The organism is Arenimonas maotaiensis (assembly GCF_014638745.1).
Lineage (GTDB): Bacteria > Pseudomonadota > Gammaproteobacteria > Xanthomonadales > Xanthomonadaceae > Arenimonas > Arenimonas maotaiensis.
The window spans coordinates 14,913-32,057 of sequence record NZ_BMFO01000004.1; the positions used below are offsets into that span (position 1 = coordinate 14,913).

A 17,145-nucleotide genomic window follows, 5' to 3' on the forward strand; every position below is an offset into this window, starting at 1 on the left:
CGTTGGCCCCGATAACAATCCGAACATGCGCCCAGCCGTCCTGAACGCTTTGTCCGCCGCCGTCTTGGTATTGGCCGCGATGTCGGTTGCGGCCGCCGCGCCGCCGACGCGCGGCTTTCGCCCGGACGATGTGAACCGGCTGCAGAACGTGTCCGATCCGGTGTTCGCGCCGGACGGCAAACACCTGGCCTATAGCGTGGAAACCGCCGACGCCGGGCGCGACGTATTCAGCAGCGACCTGTGGACGGTGGCCTTGGACGGCACGCCGCCGCGGCGGCTGACCGCCACCCCGCACAGTGAATGGCAGCCGGTGTACGCACCCGACGGGCACGCGTTGTATTTCCTGTCCGACGCCGGCGAGGACGGCATCACCCAGGTCTGGCGCATGACCTTGCATGGTGGCGGCCCGGCGCTGGCGGTGACCCGCGTGCCGCAGGGCGTGGACGATTACGCGCTATCGCCCGACGGCCGCCATCTGGCGCTGATCGTGCGCGACGCCGAGTACCCGGACGGCAAGCGGCCGCCGAATCCCAAGCCGTTCGTCAGCACGCGTTTCCAGTTCATGGAAGACGTGACCGGTTACTTGGATGAACGCCGCCTGCATCTGTATCTGCTCGATCTGGCCGGCGGCGAACCGGTGGCGCTGACCCGTGGCCCCTACGACCACTACCTGCCGGCGTTTTCGCCGGACGGCACGCGCATCGCCTATGTCAGCAAGCGCGGCAAAGATCCGGACCGGCACAGCAATTGGGACCTGTTCATGGTCGAGGCCGTGGCCGGCGGCGCCGAAACCCAGCTCACCCGCTATCCGGGCAGCGACCTCGATCCGTATTGGGAAACCCGCCCGGCCTGGAGCCCGGACGGCCGCCGCATCGCCTATGTGCGCAGCGAAGCCGGCCAGTGGATTTACTACGCGCCCTGGCAGTTGGCGGTGCTCGAGTTGGATACCGGCCGCGAATACCCGCCGGCGCTGGCCGACCGCTTCAGCATCAAGCCGCAGTGGTTGCCGGACAGCCGGCACTTGGCGGTATTGGTCGAAGCGCCGCAGGCCATGCACGCGGTCAAGGTCGATGTCGGCAGCGGCAAGACGACGATGCTGACCCGTGGCGGCCGATACGACTATGGACTGGCGGTGAGCCGGCAGGGCGAGGTGGTGGTGAACGGCAGTACGCCGCTGCGGCCGTTCGAGCTCAGCCGGGTGCGCGCCGGCGGCCGATTGACGGCGCTGACCGCTCACAACGCCTGGCTGTCGGCGCTGACGCTGGCGCCGGTCGAAGACATCCGGTTCCGCAGCGCCGACGGCACCGAAATCGACGGTTTATTGCTCAAGCCCCTGGATGCCGTGCCCGGCCGCCGCTATCCGACCATCCTGCGCCTGCATGGCGGGCCGGTCTACCAGTTCAGCCGCGAATTCATGGCCGATTGGCAGGCCTATGCCGCCGCCGGTTTCGCGGTGTTGGCGGTCAATCCGCGCGGCAGCTCCGGCCGCGGCTTCGAATTCGCCAAGGCCATCTACGCCGATTGGGGCAACCGGGACGTGCAGGACGTGCTGGCCGGCGTCGATCATGCGGTCGCGCTCGGCGTGGCCGATCCGCAGCGGCTGGGCGTGGGCGGCTGGAGCTACGGCGGCATCCTCACCAACTACGTCATCGCCGCCGATGCGCGCTTCCAGGCCGCGGTCAGCGGCGCCGGCGCCACCAACACCTTCGCGTCCTACGGCTTCGACCAATACACCCGCGAGTACGAAGCCGAGCTCGGCACGCCGTGGGACAATCCCGACGCCTACGCGCGGGTCAGCCGTCCGTTCCTGCAGGCCGGCCGCATCGCCACGCCGACCCTGTTCCAGTGCGCCGAACGCGACTTCAACGTGCCCTGTCTGGGCGCCATGCAGATGTACCAAGCCCTGCGTTCGCGCGGCGTGCCGACCCAGCTGGTGGTGTATCCGGGCCAATACCATGGCCTGTCGGTGCCGTCGTATCTGGTCGACCGCCTGCAACGCCACATCGACTGGTATTCCCGTTATCTGATGCCGAGGAATTGAATATGAAACCCTGCCTGACCCTGCTTCTGGCCCTGAGCCTGCCGCTGTCGGCGGCTGAGCGCGCGCGTGACCTCGGCGTGCCGTTCGACGGCGCGCCCGGTCCGCTGAACGCCATCACCGATGTCGCCGGCGTGACCGTCGGGCACAGCACCCTGCATGGCCGCTCCGGCGCCGGCAAGGCCATCCACACCGGCGTCACCGCGGTGCTGCCGCGCGGCGCGGATACCGCCGATACGCCGGTATTCGGCGCCTGGTTCGCGCAGAACGGCAATGGCGAGATGACCGGCACCGCCTGGATCGAGGAGTCCGGCCAGGTGGAAGGGCCGATCCTGCTGACCAACACCCACAGCGTCGGCGTGGTGCGCGACGCCACCATCGCCTGGCGGGTGGCGCGCGGCGGCGCCGACGACACCGGCTACTGGTGGTCGTTGCCGGTGGTGGCCGAAACCTGGGACGGACACCTGAACGACATCAACGGCTTCCACGTCACGCCCGAGCACGCGGTGCAGGCCATCGAGGGCGCGCGTTCCGGCCCGGTGGCCGAAGGCAACGTCGGCGGCGGCAGCGGCATGGTCTGCCACGAATTCAAGTGCGGCATCGGCACCGCTTCGCGCCGCATCCGCGTCGACGGCGCCGATTACACGCTGGGCGTGCTGGTGCAGGCCAATTACGGCTTGCGCGATTCGCTGCTGGTCGCCGGCGTGCCGGTCGGCCGGCATCTGCGCGCCGACCGCGTGTACAGCGAATCGATGGAAACCCCGGCCGACACCGGCTCGATCATCATCGTGGTCGCCACCGACGCGCCCTTGCTGCCGCACCAGCTGAAACGCATCGCCAAGCGCGCCACCATGGGGCTGGCGCGCATGGGCTCGTACGCCGGCAACGGCTCGGGCGACATCTTCATCGCATTCTCCACCGCCAACACCGGCGCCCGGCAGGGCGGCCTGCGCCAGGCCGGGTTCCTGGCCAACGACGCGCTCGATCCGCTGTTCGAGGCCACCGTGCAGGCCTGCGAGGAAGCCATCGTCAATTCCCTGGTCGCCGCCGAGGACGTGATGGACGGCGTCGACGGCCGCTACGCCAAGGCCATCGAGCATGCCGCTCTGGTAGACTTGCTGAAGCAGTATCGGCGCTACCGCAAGCCGACGAAGACCCCTTGATGAACCACTCCCTGTTGCACACGATTGCCCGCAGCGCCGCCGTCCTGGCGGCGTTTTGCCTCGCGCCCGGCGTACAAGCCGAATCCCTGCTGATACGTGCCGGCCGTCTGGTCGACGTCGACCGCGGCCAGGTGCTCGGCGACCAAGCCGTGCGCGTCGAAAACGGCCGCATCGTCTCGGTCGCGCCATACCGCAGCGGTGCTGAAAAGGGCGCGCGTCTGCTTGATTGGTCGGCCTACACCGTGACGCCGGGCTTCATGGACATGCATACGCACTTGCTCGGCGACATCCTGTACGCCGACGTCGAGGACTACCTGAAGGCCACGCCCGAGGGCGACGTGCTGGCCGGCGTCGCCAACGCGCGCGTCACCCTGCAGGCCGGCTTCACCACCGTGCGCGACGTCGGTGCCTACAACGGCTTCAGCGATATCGTCCTGCGCGACGCCATCGCCAAGGGCCAAGTGCCGGGGCCGCGCATGTTCGTGTCCGGCGCGTATCTCACGGTGCCCGGCGGTGGCGGTGAAGTGTCCGGCTTGGTGGATGCCGAGCGCATCCCGGCGCGCATGCGCCAAGGTGTGGCGCGCGGCGCGGACGAGGTCGCTGCCCGCACCGACGCCATCCTCGACCATGGCGTGGATTGGGTGAAGATGATTGTCACCGGCGCGGTGCTGACCGACGGTACCGACGTCAAGACCTCGGAATACGGCGAAGACGAAATCCGCGCCGCGGTGGCCGCCGCGTCCCGGCGCCAGCGCGACGTGGCCGGCCACGCGCACGGCGCCGAAGGCATCCGATCCGCCATCCGCGCCGGCGTGCGTTCGGTCGAGCACGCCTCGCTGCTCGATGACGACGGCATCGCGCTGGCCGCCGCGCACGGTACCTGGCTGGTGATGGACATCTACAACGGCGATTACATCGACAGCGTCGGCCGCGCCCAAGGCTGGAGCGACGAGGCGCTGCGCAAGAACCTGGCTACCACCCGCGCCCAGCGCGAGGCCTTCGCCAAGGCGGTGCGGGCCGGCGCACGCATCGCCTACGGCACCGACGCCGGCGTGTATCCGCACGGCGACAACGCCAAGCAGTTCCCGTACATGGTCCGTTACGGCATGACGCCGATGCAGGCCATCCAGTCGGCCACCGTGCGCGCGGCCGAGCTGCTGCGCCGCGAACGCGAGCTCGGCTCGATCGCGCCGGGCAAAGCCGCCGACCTGGTGGCCTTGGCCTGCGATCCGGTCGAGCGCATCGAATGCACCGCCCGCGTGCGCTGGGTGGTCAAGGACGGCGTGCTGCACGCCGGCAAGGAGTCGTTATGAGCCGCGGCAAGCAACTCGGATTCTGGATGTGCCTGGCGCTGGTGATGGGCAATATGATCGGCTCGGGCGTGTTCCTGCTGCCGGCCTCGCTGGCGCCGTACGGCCTGGACAGCGTGCTCGGCTGGGTGCTGACCGCCGCCGGCAGCCTGTTGATGGCGGCGGTGTTCTCCTCGCTGTCGCAGCGCGTGCCGCAGGAGCAGGGGCCGTACGCTTACACGCGCATGGCCTTCGGCGAACTGCCCGGCTTCGTGGTGGCTTGGGGCTATTGGGTTTCGCTGGTGATCGGCAACGCCGCCATCGCCACCATGGCGGTCAGCTACCTGTCCAACCTGTTTCCGGCCATCGCGTCGTCCACTGCGCTGGCGGCCACGGTCACGCTCGGCTTCGTCTGGGCCTTCATCGCCTTGAACGTGCGCGGCGCCCGCGAGACCGGCGGCCTGCAGATCGTCACCACCGCGCTCAAGCTGTTGCCGCTTCTGGCGGTGATCGCGCTCGGCGTCTGGCTACTGCTGCAGGGCGATGCGCGCCTGCAGCCGGCGCGCATCCTGGCGCACGAGTACCGGCTGGAAGGCGTGACCGCCGCCGCCACGCTGACGCTGTGGGCGTTCCTCGGCCTGGAGTCGGCCTCGGTCGCCGGCGAGCGGGTAATCGATCCCGAGCGCAATATCCCGCGCGCCACGCTCTGGGGCACGGCGATCACCGCCGTGGTCTATATCAGCGTCTGCACCCTGATTCTGCTGCTGGTGCCGAGCGACACCCTGGCGGCGTCGAACGCGCCGTTCGCCGAGGTCATCGGCCGCTTCTGGGGCGAATCCAGCGGCCACTGGCTGGCGGCGTTCGCGGCCATCAGCGGCTTGGGCGCGCTCAGCGGCTGGATCCTGCTGCAGGGCGAACTGCCGTACCAGATGGCCAAGGCCGGCGTGTTCCCGGCCGCGTTCGGCCGGCTGTCGGCGCACGGCACGCCGGCGTTCGGGTTGGTGGTGTCCGGTGTGCTGCTGAGCGCGGTGGTGCTGACTAACTACGGCAAGTCGATGGTGCAGATCTTCAACTTTCTGATTTTGATCTCGACCACCGCAACGCTGGTGATGTATCTGGGCTGCGCGCTCGGCGCGCTGGTCTTGCACCACCGCGGCGTGCTGCGCCTCGGCGGACGGCTGCCGCTGTTGCTGCCGATCGCCGCGTTGGCGGCGCTGTATGTGCTCTGGGCCTTGGCCGGCGCCGGCCGCGATGCCGTGCAATGGGGCTTCTTCCTGCTCTCCCTGGCGGTACCGCTGTTCTTCCTGCGCCGCGGCCGCCGCTTGGCGGCGTTGGCCAGCCTGCCGCTGGTGCTGGCAGTGCCGGCTTTGCACGTATTGACCCATTTCTCCGTTTGAGATCGATTTCCATGGCACGCGATCCCCGTTACGACATCCTGTTCGAGCCGGTCCAAATCGGCCCGGTCACCGCCCGCAACCGCTTCTATCAGGTACCGCACTGCAACGGCATGGGCCATCAGATGCCCGAGGCGCACGCCGCCATGCGCGAGATCAAGGCCCAGGGCGGCTGGGCCGTGGTCAGCACCGAAGAATGCGAAATCCACCCCAGCGGCGATGTCACGCCGTACGTGGAAGCCCGGCTGTGGGACGACGGCGACATCCCGACCTTGGCGCTGATGTGCGAGAAGGTCAAGGCGCACGGCGCGCTGTCGGCCGTGGAGCTGACCCACAACGGCTACACCGCCTCCAACCTGTACAGCCGGGAAGTGCCGCTGTCGCCGTCGCCGACGCCGCTGAAGTACGGCTATCCGCTGCAGGCGCGGGCGATGACCCTGCACGATATCCGCGAGTACCGGCGTTGGCACAAAAACGCGGCCATCCGCGCCAAGCGGGCCGGCTTCGACATCGTGTACGTGTACGCCGCGCACGACCTGTCGCTGGCCATGCACTTTTTGCAGCGCCGCCGCAACCAGCGCACCGACGACTACGGCGGCAGCCTGGAGAACCGCCTGCGCCTGCTGCGCGAGGTGCTGCAGGACACCAAGGACGCGGTCGGCGACACCTGCGCGGTGGCGTTGCGTTTCGCCACCGAGGAGTTCCTGGGCGAAGGCGGCGTGCAGAACGCCGAGGCCAAGGAGATCGTGCAGCATCTGGCCGACCTGCCGGATCTGTGGGATGTCAACGTCGCGGCCTGGTACAACGATTCGCTGACCTCGCGCTTCGGCGCCGAAGGCTACCAGCAGCCGTTCACCGCCTGGGTCAAGCAGGCCACCTCCAAGCCGGTGGTCGGCGTCGGCCGCTTCACCTCGCCGGACACCATGGCGCGCCTGGTGCGCGAAGGCGCGCTCGATTTGATCGGCGCGGCGCGGCCGTCGATCGCCGATCCGTTCCTGCCGAAGAAGATCGAGACTGGCGCCATCGACAGCATCCGCGAGTGCATCGGCTGCAACATCTGCGTGTCCGGCGACATGACCATCACCCCGATCCGCTGCACGCAGAACCCGAGCATGGGCGAGGAGTGGCGCAAGGGCTGGCATCCGGAACACATCCCGGCGCGCAAGTCGGAGAAGCGCGTGCTGGTGGTCGGCGCCGGTCCGGCCGGGCTGGAGGCCACGCGCGCGCTGGGCCAGCGCGGTTACGAGGTGATGCTGGCCGAAGCCGGCGAGCAGCTCGGCGGTCGGGTGCTGAAGGAATCGGCGCTGCCGGGCCTGAGCGAATGGCGCCGGGTGCGCGATTGGCGGGTCGGCCGTATCGAGCCGATGCCGAACGTGTCGGTGTTCCGCGGCAACGAGCTGGGCGCCGAGGATGTGCTGGCCATCGGCGCCGACGCCGTGGTCATCGCCACCGGCGCGCACTGGGTGCGCACCGGCATCGGCCGCGCGGCCAGCGCGCCGTTCATCGGCCATGATTCGGCGCAGGTGTTCACCCCCGACGACCTGATGGCCGGCCGTTTCCCGGACGCCGGCCCGGTATTGCTGTACGACGACGACGGTTTCTACCTGGCCAGCGTGCTGGCCGAAGTGCTGGCCGCGCGCGGCCATGAAGTGCATTACGTCACGCCGGAAGATACCATCGCCGGCTGGACGGCCAATACGCTGGATTACCGGCATATCCAGAAGCGCCTGCGCAAACTCGGCGTGCATCTGCACACCGCGAAAACGCTGGAGGCGTTCGACGGCGGCCAGGCGCGATTGGCCTGCGTCTGGTCCGAGGACACGCTGCGGCTGCCGGTGAGTTCGGTGGTGACCGTCACCATGCGTCTGCCGAACGATGCGCTGTATCAGGATCTGCTGGCGCGCCAAGGCGACTGGCAGGCCGCCGGCATCACGCAGGTGCGCTGCCTGGGCGACGCCGAAGCGCCGGGCCTGATCGCGCATGCCGTGTACGCCGGCCACCGCTTCGCGCGCGAATTCGAGGCCGCCCCGGGCGAGAACGGCGATGCCGGCGACGTGCCGTTCCGGCGGGTGCGTCAGCGCTTCTGAGGCCGCGGGCGGTCAGGCCGGCGGCGCGCGGGTTAAAATAGCCGCCCCACGCGAGCGCACCCATGCCCGACATCCAGAACATCGCCGCCTACCGTTTCGTCCGCATCGCCGACGTCGATGCCGTCGCCGCGTGGATCACGGATCTGTGCCGGGCGCAGGATCTGCTCGGCACCGTGCTGGTGTCGCCGGAGGGCATCAACATCTTCCTGGCGGGCAGTGATGCCGGCATCGTCGGGTTCCTGGCGGAGCTGCAGGCCGATCCGCGCTTCGCCGGGCTGGAGGTGAAGTACAGCCGCAGCGCGTTCGTGCCATTCGGGCGCCTGCGGGTCAAGCGCAAGGCCGAAATCATCACCTATCGCGACCCGAGCCTGCGCCCCGATGAGGGCCGCGCCCCGTCGGTGGCGCCGGAAACTCTGGCGCGCTGGCTGGCGCAGGGGCATGACGACGACGGCCGGGAAGTGGCGTTGCTGGACACCCGCAACGCCGAGGAGGTCGAATACGGCACCTTCCGAGGCGCACTGAACTTCGGTATCACGCGCTTCACCGAGCTGCCGCAGGCCATCGCCGAACGGCGTGAGGCGCTGGCCGGCAAAACCGTGGTCAGTTTCTGTACCGGCGGCATCCGCTGCGAGAAATCGGTGTTGGGCATGCAGGCCGAAGGCTACGCGCACTGCTACCAGTTGGAAGGCGGCATCCTGGGCTATTTCGAGAAAGTGGGCGGCGCCCATTACGACGGCCGCTGTTTCGTGTTCGACGACCGCATCGCGCTCGATCCGCAACTGCAACCGCTGATCGCCGATCCGGGTTTCTGAGGCGCGGGGGCCTTACAGCATGCTCAGGCCGTCTTTCGGCGAATAGGTGCCGACGGTCTTGCCGCTTTTGGCGTCGCGCAGCGCGATGGTGGCCAGCAGTTTGTTTTTCGCCTGGCTTTCGGCGAACACCGGCGCCAACAGGGTTTCCTTCTCCCAGATGTACAGCTCGTAGAACTCGCCGGTCACGTATACCGTCAGCACCGCGCCCTTGACCGTGCCGAGCTTGTAGTAGAAGCGCGGGTACGGGCTGTTGACCGATTTCGGTTCGGCGGCGGATTGTTGCGCCTGCGCCGCGCCGGGGGCGAGCAGGGCAAGGGCCAGAAGCAGGGGGCGGGCGGCCATCGGCGGTTCCTCCGTCGTCAACAGTGGAAAGGCCGCCCGGAGGCGGCCTTTGGATTTGGTGGATCCGAGGAGGATCGAACTCCTGACCTCGTCATTGCGAACGACGCGCTCTCCCAGCTGAGCTACGGACCCGTACGCATATGCTAATCCAATCGGGGTTCCGGTTCAAGCCGTGGCCAGGATCGGCGCGAAGGATCCGGCCAGCAATTCGCGCCGCCAGCCGGCCAGCACCGGCGGCCATTCGCCGGTATCCAGCAGGTATTCCAGGTGCTTGCGCGAACACAGCAGTCCGTCCGGCACGCCCAGTTCGGCCGCCTTGGCCGCCACCGCCTGCTGCAGGGCCTTGAGCCGGGCCTTTTGCGCCGCATCCGGTTCGCCGGCCAGCGGAATCCGGCGCTCCTCGGCGTCGATCGGTTTTTCCAGCAGTGCGAACAGGTGTTGGCGCGCGCTTTTCGGCGATTTCGGGTAGCGCGACAGGATCGCGTCCAGGTCCTCGATGCGGGCGATCGGGGCACGGGCCAAGGCGAAAGCGGCGTCGTTGTCGATGATCCAGCGTTTGGGTTTGTCGCGTTCGATGGCGCGCGCATCGCGCCACAGCAGCAGGCGGCGCAGGCGGATCTGGGCTTCGGCGTCCAGCGGCTGGTTGCTGCGAATCGACAGGTGCGGATTGGCGTCCGGGCGCTCCTCGGCGGCTGCGGCCGAGGCCCGCGCGCAATCGGCCTGCAACCAGGCTTCCCGGCCCAGAGCCGCCAGCCGTTCCTGCAGCTGCGCGTAAATCGGCATCAGGAAGCGCACGTCGTCGGCGGCGTAATGCCTCTGCGACTCGGTCAGCGGACGTTGCAGCCAGTCGGAGCGGGTCTCGCCCTTTTCCAACGTCACCCCGCACAGCTGTTCGACCAGCTTGAGGTAGCTCAGGCCGGCGCCCAAGCCGCACAGCGCGGCGGCGATCTGGGTATCGAACACGGGGCTCGGTACCGATCGGCAACCGGCCTTGAAAGCCTGCAGGTCTTCGCTGCAGGAATGCATGATCTTGAGGATGCCGGGATCTTCCAGCATCGGCTTGAGCAGCGCCGCCACCTCGGGCTTGGCGGCGTCGATCAGGGCGATATCGTCGTCGATGACGATCTGTACCAGCGCCAATTGCGGAAAATAGGTGCGTTCGCGGACGAATTCGGTATCCATCCCGACGAAGCGGGGGCTGGGGTGTTTTTGTAAAAATCGGGTTAAGTCGTCAGGCGTGTCCAGCCAAAGCATAGCGGTTTCTTGTGTCATGGGATAAGGTAGCTTAACACTTGCCCCACCCAAGCCCGCACCGCCGATGCCGCACCGTTCGCCGTCCCCCGCGTGGATTCTGTTGCTCGTCCTGCTGTTGCCGGCCGGCTGCGGCCGACGCGAGCGCGCGCCGGCGATCGCGCCGGCCATGTCCGCCACGTCCGACGGCGATCTGGTGCCCGGCCGCATCTTCGCCGACCGTCTGGCGCCGGGATGGTACGGGCCGGATCTGGTGGTGATTCCGGCCGGCGACTTCGACCTCGGCGCCTCGAAACGCGATAAGCAGGCGCCCGACAGCGAGAAGCCGGCGCATCGGGTCGTGTTCGCCCAGCCGTTCGCGCTGGCGCGCACCGAAACCACGGTGGCGCAGTTCGCCGAATTCGTGCGCCGCAGCGGGTACGTCAGCCTGGCCGAGCGGCGCGGCTACAGCGAGGTGTTCGATCTGGCCAGCGGCCGGTTGGTGCGCGGCGTGGGGGTCGACTGGCGCCACGACCACCTCGGCAAGCCGGCGCGACCCGAACAGCCGGTGGTGCATGTGGCGTATGCCGATGCGCATGCTTACACGCGCTGGTTGTCGGAGCGCAGCGGCCGCCGCTATCGCCTGCCGAGCGAAGCCGAGTGGGAATACGTGCTGCGCGCCGGCGGCGAGAGCGTCTATCCCTGGGGCGACAAACCGAAGCATCCGCGGCAGGGCAATCTGGCCGGCGATCGCGACCGCTTTCCGAACGGCCGCAACTGGCGCAACGCCATCACCAACTACGCCGACGGCCATTGGGCGCTGGCGCCGGTGCGCAGCTACGCCAGCGAGCCGTTCGGCACCTTCGACATGCTCGGCAACGTCTCGGAGTGGGTCGAGGACTGCTGGCATGAAAACTACCGCCGCGCGCCGGCCGACGGCGACGCTTGGGTCAATCCCGGTTGCCGGCAGCGCGTGCAGCGCGGTAGCGCCTGGCTGAGTTCGGTCGATCAATCCCGGATGTCCTTCCGTCTGCCGGCCGATGCCGACCGCAGCAACCCGCGTCTGGGCTTCAGGGTCGCGCGCGAGCTGTAACCGTCACGGCCAGCGCCGCATGATCGAAATGCGCGACGGCCGCGGCCAGATTGGCCGCCATCGGGCGTCCGCGCGCCAGTACCGCCGCGTCCTGGCCCAGATGCCGCCAGGCGGCGCGGAACGCCTCGAACCGGTCTTCATCGGCGAGGGCCGCGGCCCAGTGCGATTTCGACAGCTTGTGGCCGCCGACGTCCAGCACCAGCGGGATGTGCGCATATTCAGGCTGCGGGTAGCCGAGCTGGCGTTGCAGGAAGATCTGGCGCGGGGTCGAGTCCAGCAGGTCGGCGCCGCGCACGACCTGGGTGATGCCCTGCAACGCATCGTCCACCACCACCGCCAACTGATAGGCGTACAGGCCGTCGGCGCGCTTGAGCACCACATCGCCGACGGCTTCGTCGAGCCGTTGCATCTGCCGGCCGTACAGCAGGTCGTCGAAGCCGATTTCGGCATCCGGCACCCGTAGCCGGATGGCGGCGTGCCGCGGATCGACCGGCGCCACGCAGGCGCGGTGGATGCCGCCGGCGGCGGCCAATTGCGTACGGGTGCAGCTGCAGTAAAACGCCTTGCCGTCGGCCAACAAGCGCGCCAATGCCGCATCGTAGTGCATCGAACGCCCGGACTGGTACAGCACCGGTTCATCCGATTCCAGCCCGAAGCGGGCCAGTTCGTCCAGCTGACGGCGCGCCATGCCGGCGATTTCGCGCGGTGGATCGATGTCCTCGACGCGGATAAGCCATTGCCCGCTGTGGCTTTTCGCCATCAGGTAGCTGCCCAGCGCCGCCACCAGCGAGCCCAAGTGCAGCGGGCCGGTGGGCGAGGGCGCGAAGCGGCCGCGGGGCGGGGAGGTCTGGGTCACGGAAATTTCACTTGATTTTTCGGAATTTGGCTACAATTCATTATCGTCAATCCAAGCCAATCCACAAAGGGTTTCACCATGTTCAAACGCATCGCGTTGTTCCTCGCCACCAACCTGGCCGTCCTGCTGCTGCTCAGCATCGTGCTCAGCGTGCTGCAGAACGTGTTCGGCATCACCCTCGGCAATAACGGCACCCTGCTGGTGTTCGCGGTCGTTTTCGGCTTCGGCGGTTCGCTGATTTCGCTGATGATCTCGAAATGGGTCGCCAAGCGCCAGACCGGCATGCACATCATCGAAACGCCGCAGGGCGAACTCGAGCAGTGGCTGGTGTCCACCGTTCGCCGCCAGGCCGAGAAAGCCGGCATCGCCATGCCGGAAGTCGGCATCTACGACGCGCCGGAAATCAACGCCTTCGCCACCGGCCCGAGCCGCAACAACTCGCTGGTGGCGGTGTCCACCGGCCTGCTGCGCTCGATGAGCCGCGACGAGGCCGAGGCCGTGCTCGGCCACGAGGTCAGCCACGTCGCCAACGGCGACATGGTGACTATGGCCCTGCTGCAGGGCGTGATGAACACCTTCGTCATCGTGCTGTCGCGCGTGGTCGGCCGCGTGGTCGATTCCGTGGTGTTCGGCAACCGCGACAACGGCCCGGGCTTCGGCTACTTCATCGTGGTGTTCGTGCTCGACCTGGTGTTCGGCCTGTTCGCGTCCTTCATCACCGCCTGGTTCAGCCGCCAGCGCGAGTTCCGCGCCGATGCCGGCGGCGCCAGCCTGGCCGGCCGCGAGAAGATGATCGCCGCGCTGCAGCGCTTGGCCCAAAACCACGGCCAAAGTAGCCTGCCGACCCAAATCGCCGCGTTCGGCATCTCCGGCGGCCTGAAGTCGGGCATCGGCGCGCTGATGATGACCCACCCGCCGCTGGAAGTCCGCATCCAGGCCCTGCGCGACGCCGGTTCGGCGGTCAGCCGCTGAGCCCGGCGGCGTTCCGAAACGAAAAAAACCGCCGGCGACGGCGGTTTTTTCATGGCCGGCGTCCGCGGCTCAGGTGCTGAAGTCGAAGGTCATCTGGGTCAGCGGCGGCGACAGGAAATTGCCTTGGATCCAGTCGACGCCGGCGCTGAACAGCAGGCCGACGGTGGCGGCGTCGGACACGAATTCGGCCATGGTGGCCTTGTCCAGGTCGCGCGCGTGCTGCACGAATTCGCGGATCTTGGCCTGGTGTTGCGGGTTCTTGTCCAGGTCCTCGATGAAGCTGCGGTCGATCTTGATCATGTCCGCGTCGAAGTGGCCGAGCATCTTCAGCGAGTCGACGCTGGTGCCGAACTGGGTCAGGCTCAGGCGCACGCCGAGCGGCTTGATGGCGGCCTTGAACGCCTGCACGTCCTTCAGGCGGGTGATGATCTGCGATTCCGGCAATTCCAGGATCAGACGCCGGCCTTCGACCTCGTGCGCGCGCAGGGCGGCGGAAATCAGATGCGCCAGCGAGATGTCCTGCACCGATTCCGGCGAGATCTTGACGAAGATCTGGGTGTCGATACCGCGGCGTTGGCGCTCGGCCAGCAGGGCGATGGCCTGGCCGACCACCCAGCGGTCGATGTCGTCGATCAGGCCGTGGCGCTGCGCGATCGGCAGGAAATGGTCGGGCGCGATCTGCTCGCCTTCCTGCGAGGGCAGGCGGATCAGCAGCTCATAGCTCTCGATGTCGCTTTCCTGCGTCAGATTGATGACCGGCTGGTAGTTCAGCACGAACTCGCCGCCGGCCAACGCCTTCAGGATGCGTTCGCGCCAGGCTTTGTCGAGTTCGGCGTCGGCGCGTTCGCCGGCCGCCGGGTCGAACACCTCGAAGCGGTTGCCGCCCAGGCCGTCCATCGACTGCAGCAGCCGGTTGGCGGTGTTCAGGATTTCCGGCACGCTGGCGTTCTGTTCGGTGATCTGCACGCCGGCCACGCTGACGCTGAAGCCGATCGAGCTGTCGCCGACTTCCAGCAGCACGTTGTCGAAGCCGGCGTGGATGCGTTCGCACAGGGCCACGGTGTCCTCGAAACGGCTGTCGGGGCAGAGCACGGCCAGCGTGTGGTCGCGCAGGTGGAAGCAGACGCCGTCCTCGGCGGTCAGCGTCGTCAGCTTCGCGGCGAACTCGATCATCAGCTGGTCGACCAAGCCGATGTCCAGGTTGCGGGTGCGCTGCTCGAACTGGTTCGGCTCCACCAGCAGCACCGCCTGGTTGCCGGTGCCGGCGCCGGCGCGGCCGACGGCGGTCTCCAGCTGGCCCATGAAGTACTTGCGGTTGAACAGCATGGTGTTCGGATCGCGGTCCTTGAGTTCGCGCAGCTGCTCGCTGAGCTGGCTGTCGGCCAATTGCGGGCGCGCCACCAGCTGTAGGCAGAGTTCGCCGTCGTAGCTGGCCGGCATCATCTCGAATTCGACCTCGGCCGCGGAGCCGTCGGCCGGATGGATGCCGACGCGGATCGAGGGCGGGCATTGGCGGGTCTTGGCGAAGTCCTTGACGATCTGCTTGAACGCGGCCTGCTGGCCGGCGTCGATCAGGTCGAGGATCGGCATGCCCTCCAGCTCGTCGAAGCTCTCGTAGCCGAACATCTGCAGGTAGGATTCGTTGGCGCGGATGTGCATGCCGTCGTGGATGTAGGCGATTGGGTCGCGCGAGGATTCGATCAACGCGTCGCAGCGGCGCTCCGATTCGCGCAGGTCGGCCTCGAAATGGCGCACCGAGCGGCGGTTGAGCAGGGCCAGGAACTGCCGGCGGATGACGTGCCGGATGTGCGCCGGCTCGCCGCGGATGACCGCGTCGGCGGCGCCCTTGCCGAGCGCGTCCAGCACCGCTTCGTCGCTCAGGTGCTCGAGCACGGCGATCACCGGAATGTCCTTGCCCTGGCGTTTGATGCGCTCGACCGCCTGCTCCAGCGGCAGCACCGGATTGGCGGCGACCAGCACGATGTCGGTCCGGCTGTTGGCCACGATGTCGTCGAACTGGGCGTCGTCCTCGGCGCGCTCCGGCCGCACGGCGATGCCGCCGTTGCGGATGTGGCTGATCATGAACTCGGCCTGTTCCAGCTGCACTTCGACGATCAGCAGGCGCAGCGCCTGTTCGAGTTTCGACATGGGGAGACTTCCGTATTCTCTTGCTGTCCGTAACAATAGCAAAAAACCGGCGGAAAGGGCTAAGCCAGCGGGGTTTTATGCGGCTCGCCGGCGATTTCGCGCACCAGCTTCGGCACCAGGTAACCGGGCAGTCGCCGCATCAACTCCTGATGCAGGCCGCGCGCGCGGGCGTCCTCGACCGCGAAATGCGCCGCGCCGCGCACTTTGTCGAGCTGGTGCAGGTAATAAGGCAGCACGCCGCATTCGAACAGGCGCTCCGACAGCGCGCTCAGCGCGTCGCCGTCGTCGTTGACGCCGGCCAGTAGCACCGATTGGTTGAGCAGGACGGCGCCGGCCGCGCGCAAGCGCGCCAGCGCCGCGGCCACCTCGCCGCACAGTTCGTTGCCGTGGTTGGCATGCACCACCACCGTGGTCGGCCAAGGCAGGGCCGCCAGCCAGCCGGTGAATTCGGCATCGACGCGCTCCGGCAGCACGATCGGCAACCGGGTGTGGATACGCAGGCGGCGCAGATGCGGAATGCCGGCCAAGGCGTCGGTCAGGGTCTTGAGCTTGGCGGTCGACAGCGACAGCGGATCGCCGCCGGACAGCAGCACCTCGTGGATCGATTCGTCGTCCGCCAGATAGTCGACGGCGGCCTGCCACTGGCCGGCCGCCGCGGTTTCCTCGGCATACGGGAAGTGGCGGCGGAAGCAATAGCGGCAGTTGACGGCGCAGGCGCCGGTGGCCACCAGCAGGGCGCGGCCGCGGTATTTGTGCAGGATGCCCGGGCCGCCGCGCGCGGCCAGGTCGCCGACCGCATCGACGCCGAATCCGGCCACGTCCAGTTCCTCTCCGCGCAGGGGCAGCACCTGCCGCAGCAGCGGGTCGTCGATGTCGCCCGGGCGCATCTTGGCGGCGAACCCGCGCGGCACCCGGAACGCGAATTCGGTGCGCCCGGCCTCCGATAGACGGTCGGCGTAGCCCTCCAGTCCCAGCAGCCGCAGCAGTTCGGCCGGATCGCGCAGGCTGTCGCGCCAGAGCCGCTGCCAGTCCGGCATTTGAGGGGAAGGGGGTTTGGCGGTTATCATAGAGGGCTAGGGCGGCCGTCCGGCCGCGTCGATCAACGACTTATTGTACCCCGCCGGCTTCGGCGCGGGGAATTCGGGAGCGAAAGTATGGCCAGCTATGGCATGAACGATGTGAAGAACGGCATGAAGATCCTGGTCAACAACGAACCCTGCGTCATCACCGAAACCGAGTACGTGAAGCCGGGCAAGGGTCAGGCCTTCACCCGCATGAAGTTCCGCTTCATCAAGTCCGGCCGCATCCAGGAAATCACCATGAAGGCGACCGACAACGTCGAGGCCGCCGACGTCATGGATACCGACATGCAGTTCCTGTACAGCGACGGCGAATACTGGCACTTCATGCAGCAGGAGACCTTCGAGCAGGTGCAGGCCGACAAGAACGCCACCGGCGACGCCTGGAAATGGCTGAAGGGCGAAGAGGATTGCGTGGTCACCCTGTGGAACGGCCAGCCGATCGCGGTCACGCCGCCGAACTTCGTCGAGCTCAAGATCGTCGAGACCGACCCCGGCCTGCGCGGCGACACCTCCGGCGGCGGCGGCAAGCCGGCCAAGCTGGAGACCGGCGCCACGGTGCGCGTGCCGCTGTTCGTCGGCCAGGACGAAATCATCAAGGTCGACACCCGTTCCGGCGAATACGTCAGCCGGGTCAAGTAA

At 67.8% G+C, this 17,145-nt stretch carries 14 protein-coding genes and 1 tRNA gene; 9 read left to right on the forward strand and 6 right to left on the reverse strand.

Annotation, left to right across the window (positions count from 1 at the left end; genetic code table 11):
* Positions 1–25: 25 nt before the first annotated feature.
* From IEV56_RS08940 to IEV56_RS08965, 6 genes are all read left to right on the forward strand, one after another.
* On the forward strand, positions 26–2,041 hold the full coding sequence (locus IEV56_RS08940) for a S9 family peptidase (RefSeq protein WP_188450021.1): 2,016 nt from the start codon (positions 26–28) through the stop codon (positions 2,039–2,041).
* Between the two features lie 2 nt (positions 2,042–2,043).
* Complete coding sequence (locus tag IEV56_RS08945; protein WP_188450022.1) at positions 2,044–3,201, forward strand: DmpA family aminopeptidase; 1,158 nt, start codon at positions 2,044–2,046, stop codon at positions 3,199–3,201.
* Positions 3,201–4,514 carry a metal-dependent hydrolase family protein gene (locus tag IEV56_RS08950; protein ID WP_188450023.1) on the forward strand — a complete coding sequence of 438 codons (1,314 nt, stop codon included), beginning with the start codon at positions 3,201–3,203 and terminating at the stop codon, positions 4,512–4,514. The genes IEV56_RS08945 and IEV56_RS08950 overlap by 1 nt, the downstream gene beginning before the upstream one ends.
* Complete coding sequence (locus tag IEV56_RS08955; RefSeq protein ID WP_188450024.1) at positions 4,511–5,887, forward strand: amino acid permease; 1,377 nt, start codon at positions 4,511–4,513, stop codon at positions 5,885–5,887. Before IEV56_RS08950 ends, IEV56_RS08955 begins: the two co-directional genes overlap by 4 nt.
* Positions 5,888–5,898: 11 nt before the next feature.
* Positions 5,899–7,971 (forward strand): oxidoreductase, encoded by a 2,073-nt coding sequence (locus IEV56_RS08960; RefSeq protein WP_188450025.1) that lies wholly within the window; start codon positions 5,899–5,901, stop codon positions 7,969–7,971.
* Positions 7,972–8,033: 62 nt separating this feature from the next.
* Complete coding sequence (locus tag IEV56_RS08965; protein WP_188450026.1) at positions 8,034–8,783, forward strand: sulfurtransferase; 750 nt, start codon at positions 8,034–8,036, stop codon at positions 8,781–8,783.
* 12 nt (positions 8,784–8,795) lie between these two features.
* Here the strand turns inward: IEV56_RS08965 and IEV56_RS08970 are convergent, their stop codons facing one another.
* The 3 genes from IEV56_RS08970 to rnd form a co-directional block, all read right to left on the reverse strand.
* Complete coding sequence (locus tag IEV56_RS08970) at positions 8,796–9,125, reverse strand: hypothetical protein (RefSeq protein ID WP_188450027.1); 330 nt, start codon at positions 9,123–9,125, stop codon at positions 8,796–8,798.
* A 56-nt stretch (positions 9,126–9,181) separates the two neighbouring features.
* Positions 9,182–9,257: transfer RNA gene (locus tag IEV56_RS08975), tRNA-Ala, on the reverse strand.
* Between the two features lie 33 nt (positions 9,258–9,290).
* Positions 9,291–10,397, reverse strand: a complete 1,107-nt coding sequence (gene rnd, locus IEV56_RS08980) for a ribonuclease D (RefSeq protein ID WP_188450028.1) — start codon at positions 10,395–10,397, stop codon at positions 9,291–9,293.
* Positions 10,398–10,479: 82 nt separating this feature from the next.
* Between rnd and IEV56_RS08985 the strand changes: the two genes are divergently transcribed.
* Positions 10,480–11,448: a formylglycine-generating enzyme family protein gene (locus IEV56_RS08985; protein ID WP_188450029.1), complete on the forward strand. Its 969-nt coding sequence runs from the start codon at positions 10,480–10,482 to the stop codon at positions 11,446–11,448.
* Here the strand turns inward: IEV56_RS08985 and gluQRS are convergent.
* On the reverse strand, positions 11,426–12,304 hold the full coding sequence (gluQRS, locus tag IEV56_RS08990; protein ID WP_188450030.1) for a tRNA glutamyl-Q(34) synthetase GluQRS: 879 nt from the start codon (positions 12,302–12,304) through the stop codon (positions 11,426–11,428). The two genes, IEV56_RS08985 and gluQRS, sit on opposite strands and share 23 nt — an antisense overlap.
* A 78-nt stretch (positions 12,305–12,382) precedes the next feature.
* Here gluQRS and htpX point away from each other — a divergent pair, with 78 nt between their 5' ends.
* Positions 12,383–13,276 (forward strand): protease HtpX, encoded by an 894-nt coding sequence (gene htpX / locus IEV56_RS08995; protein ID WP_188450031.1) that lies wholly within the window; start codon positions 12,383–12,385, stop codon positions 13,274–13,276.
* A gap of 69 nt (positions 13,277–13,345) precedes the next feature.
* On the opposite strand, the gene IEV56_RS09000 is transcribed toward htpX, so the two are convergent.
* Both IEV56_RS09000 and epmB read right to left on the reverse strand, forming a co-directional pair.
* Positions 13,346–15,424: an EAL domain-containing response regulator gene (locus IEV56_RS09000; protein ID WP_188450032.1), complete on the reverse strand. Its 2,079-nt coding sequence runs from the start codon at positions 15,422–15,424 to the stop codon at positions 13,346–13,348.
* Between the two features lie 59 nt (positions 15,425–15,483).
* Positions 15,484–16,491 carry an EF-P beta-lysylation protein EpmB gene (gene epmB, locus IEV56_RS09005; RefSeq protein ID WP_188450033.1) on the reverse strand — a complete coding sequence of 336 codons (1,008 nt, stop codon included), beginning with the start codon at positions 16,489–16,491 and terminating at the stop codon, positions 15,484–15,486.
* A gap of 87 nt (positions 16,492–16,578) precedes the next feature.
* Between epmB and efp the strand changes: the two genes are divergently transcribed.
* Complete coding sequence (gene efp / locus IEV56_RS09010; protein WP_188450034.1) at positions 16,579–17,145, forward strand: elongation factor P; 567 nt, start codon at positions 16,579–16,581, stop codon at positions 17,143–17,145.

Excerpts from the sequence above, each read along its gene's own strand:
- IEV56_RS09000 (WP_188450032.1), bottom strand. The coding sequence starts at position 15,424 with ATGTCGAAACTCGAACAGGCGCTGCGCCTGCTGATCGTCGAAGTGCAG.
- IEV56_RS08960 (WP_188450025.1), top strand. The coding sequence starts at position 5,899 with ATGGCACGCGATCCCCGTTACGACATCCTGTTCGAGCCGGTCCAAATC.
- IEV56_RS08955 (WP_188450024.1), top strand. The coding sequence starts at position 4,511 with ATGAGCCGCGGCAAGCAACTCGGATTCTGGATGTGCCTGGCGCTGGTG.
- IEV56_RS08970 (WP_188450027.1), bottom strand. The coding sequence starts at position 9,125 with ATGGCCGCCCGCCCCCTGCTTCTGGCCCTTGCCCTGCTCGCCCCCGGC.
- htpX (WP_188450031.1), top strand. The coding sequence starts at position 12,383 with ATGTTCAAACGCATCGCGTTGTTCCTCGCCACCAACCTGGCCGTCCTG.
- epmB (WP_188450033.1), bottom strand. The coding sequence starts at position 16,491 with ATGATAACCGCCAAACCCCCTTCCCCTCAAATGCCGGACTGGCAGCGG.
- rnd (WP_188450028.1), bottom strand. The coding sequence starts at position 10,397 with ATGACACAAGAAACCGCTATGCTTTGGCTGGACACGCCTGACGACTTA.
- efp (WP_188450034.1), top strand. The coding sequence starts at position 16,579 with ATGGCCAGCTATGGCATGAACGATGTGAAGAACGGCATGAAGATCCTG.
- IEV56_RS08945 (WP_188450022.1), top strand. The coding sequence starts at position 2,044 with ATGAAACCCTGCCTGACCCTGCTTCTGGCCCTGAGCCTGCCGCTGTCG.
- IEV56_RS08950 (WP_188450023.1), top strand. The coding sequence starts at position 3,201 with ATGAACCACTCCCTGTTGCACACGATTGCCCGCAGCGCCGCCGTCCTG.
- IEV56_RS08965 (WP_188450026.1), top strand. The coding sequence starts at position 8,034 with ATGCCCGACATCCAGAACATCGCCGCCTACCGTTTCGTCCGCATCGCC.
- IEV56_RS08940 (WP_188450021.1), top strand. The coding sequence starts at position 26 with ATGCGCCCAGCCGTCCTGAACGCTTTGTCCGCCGCCGTCTTGGTATTG.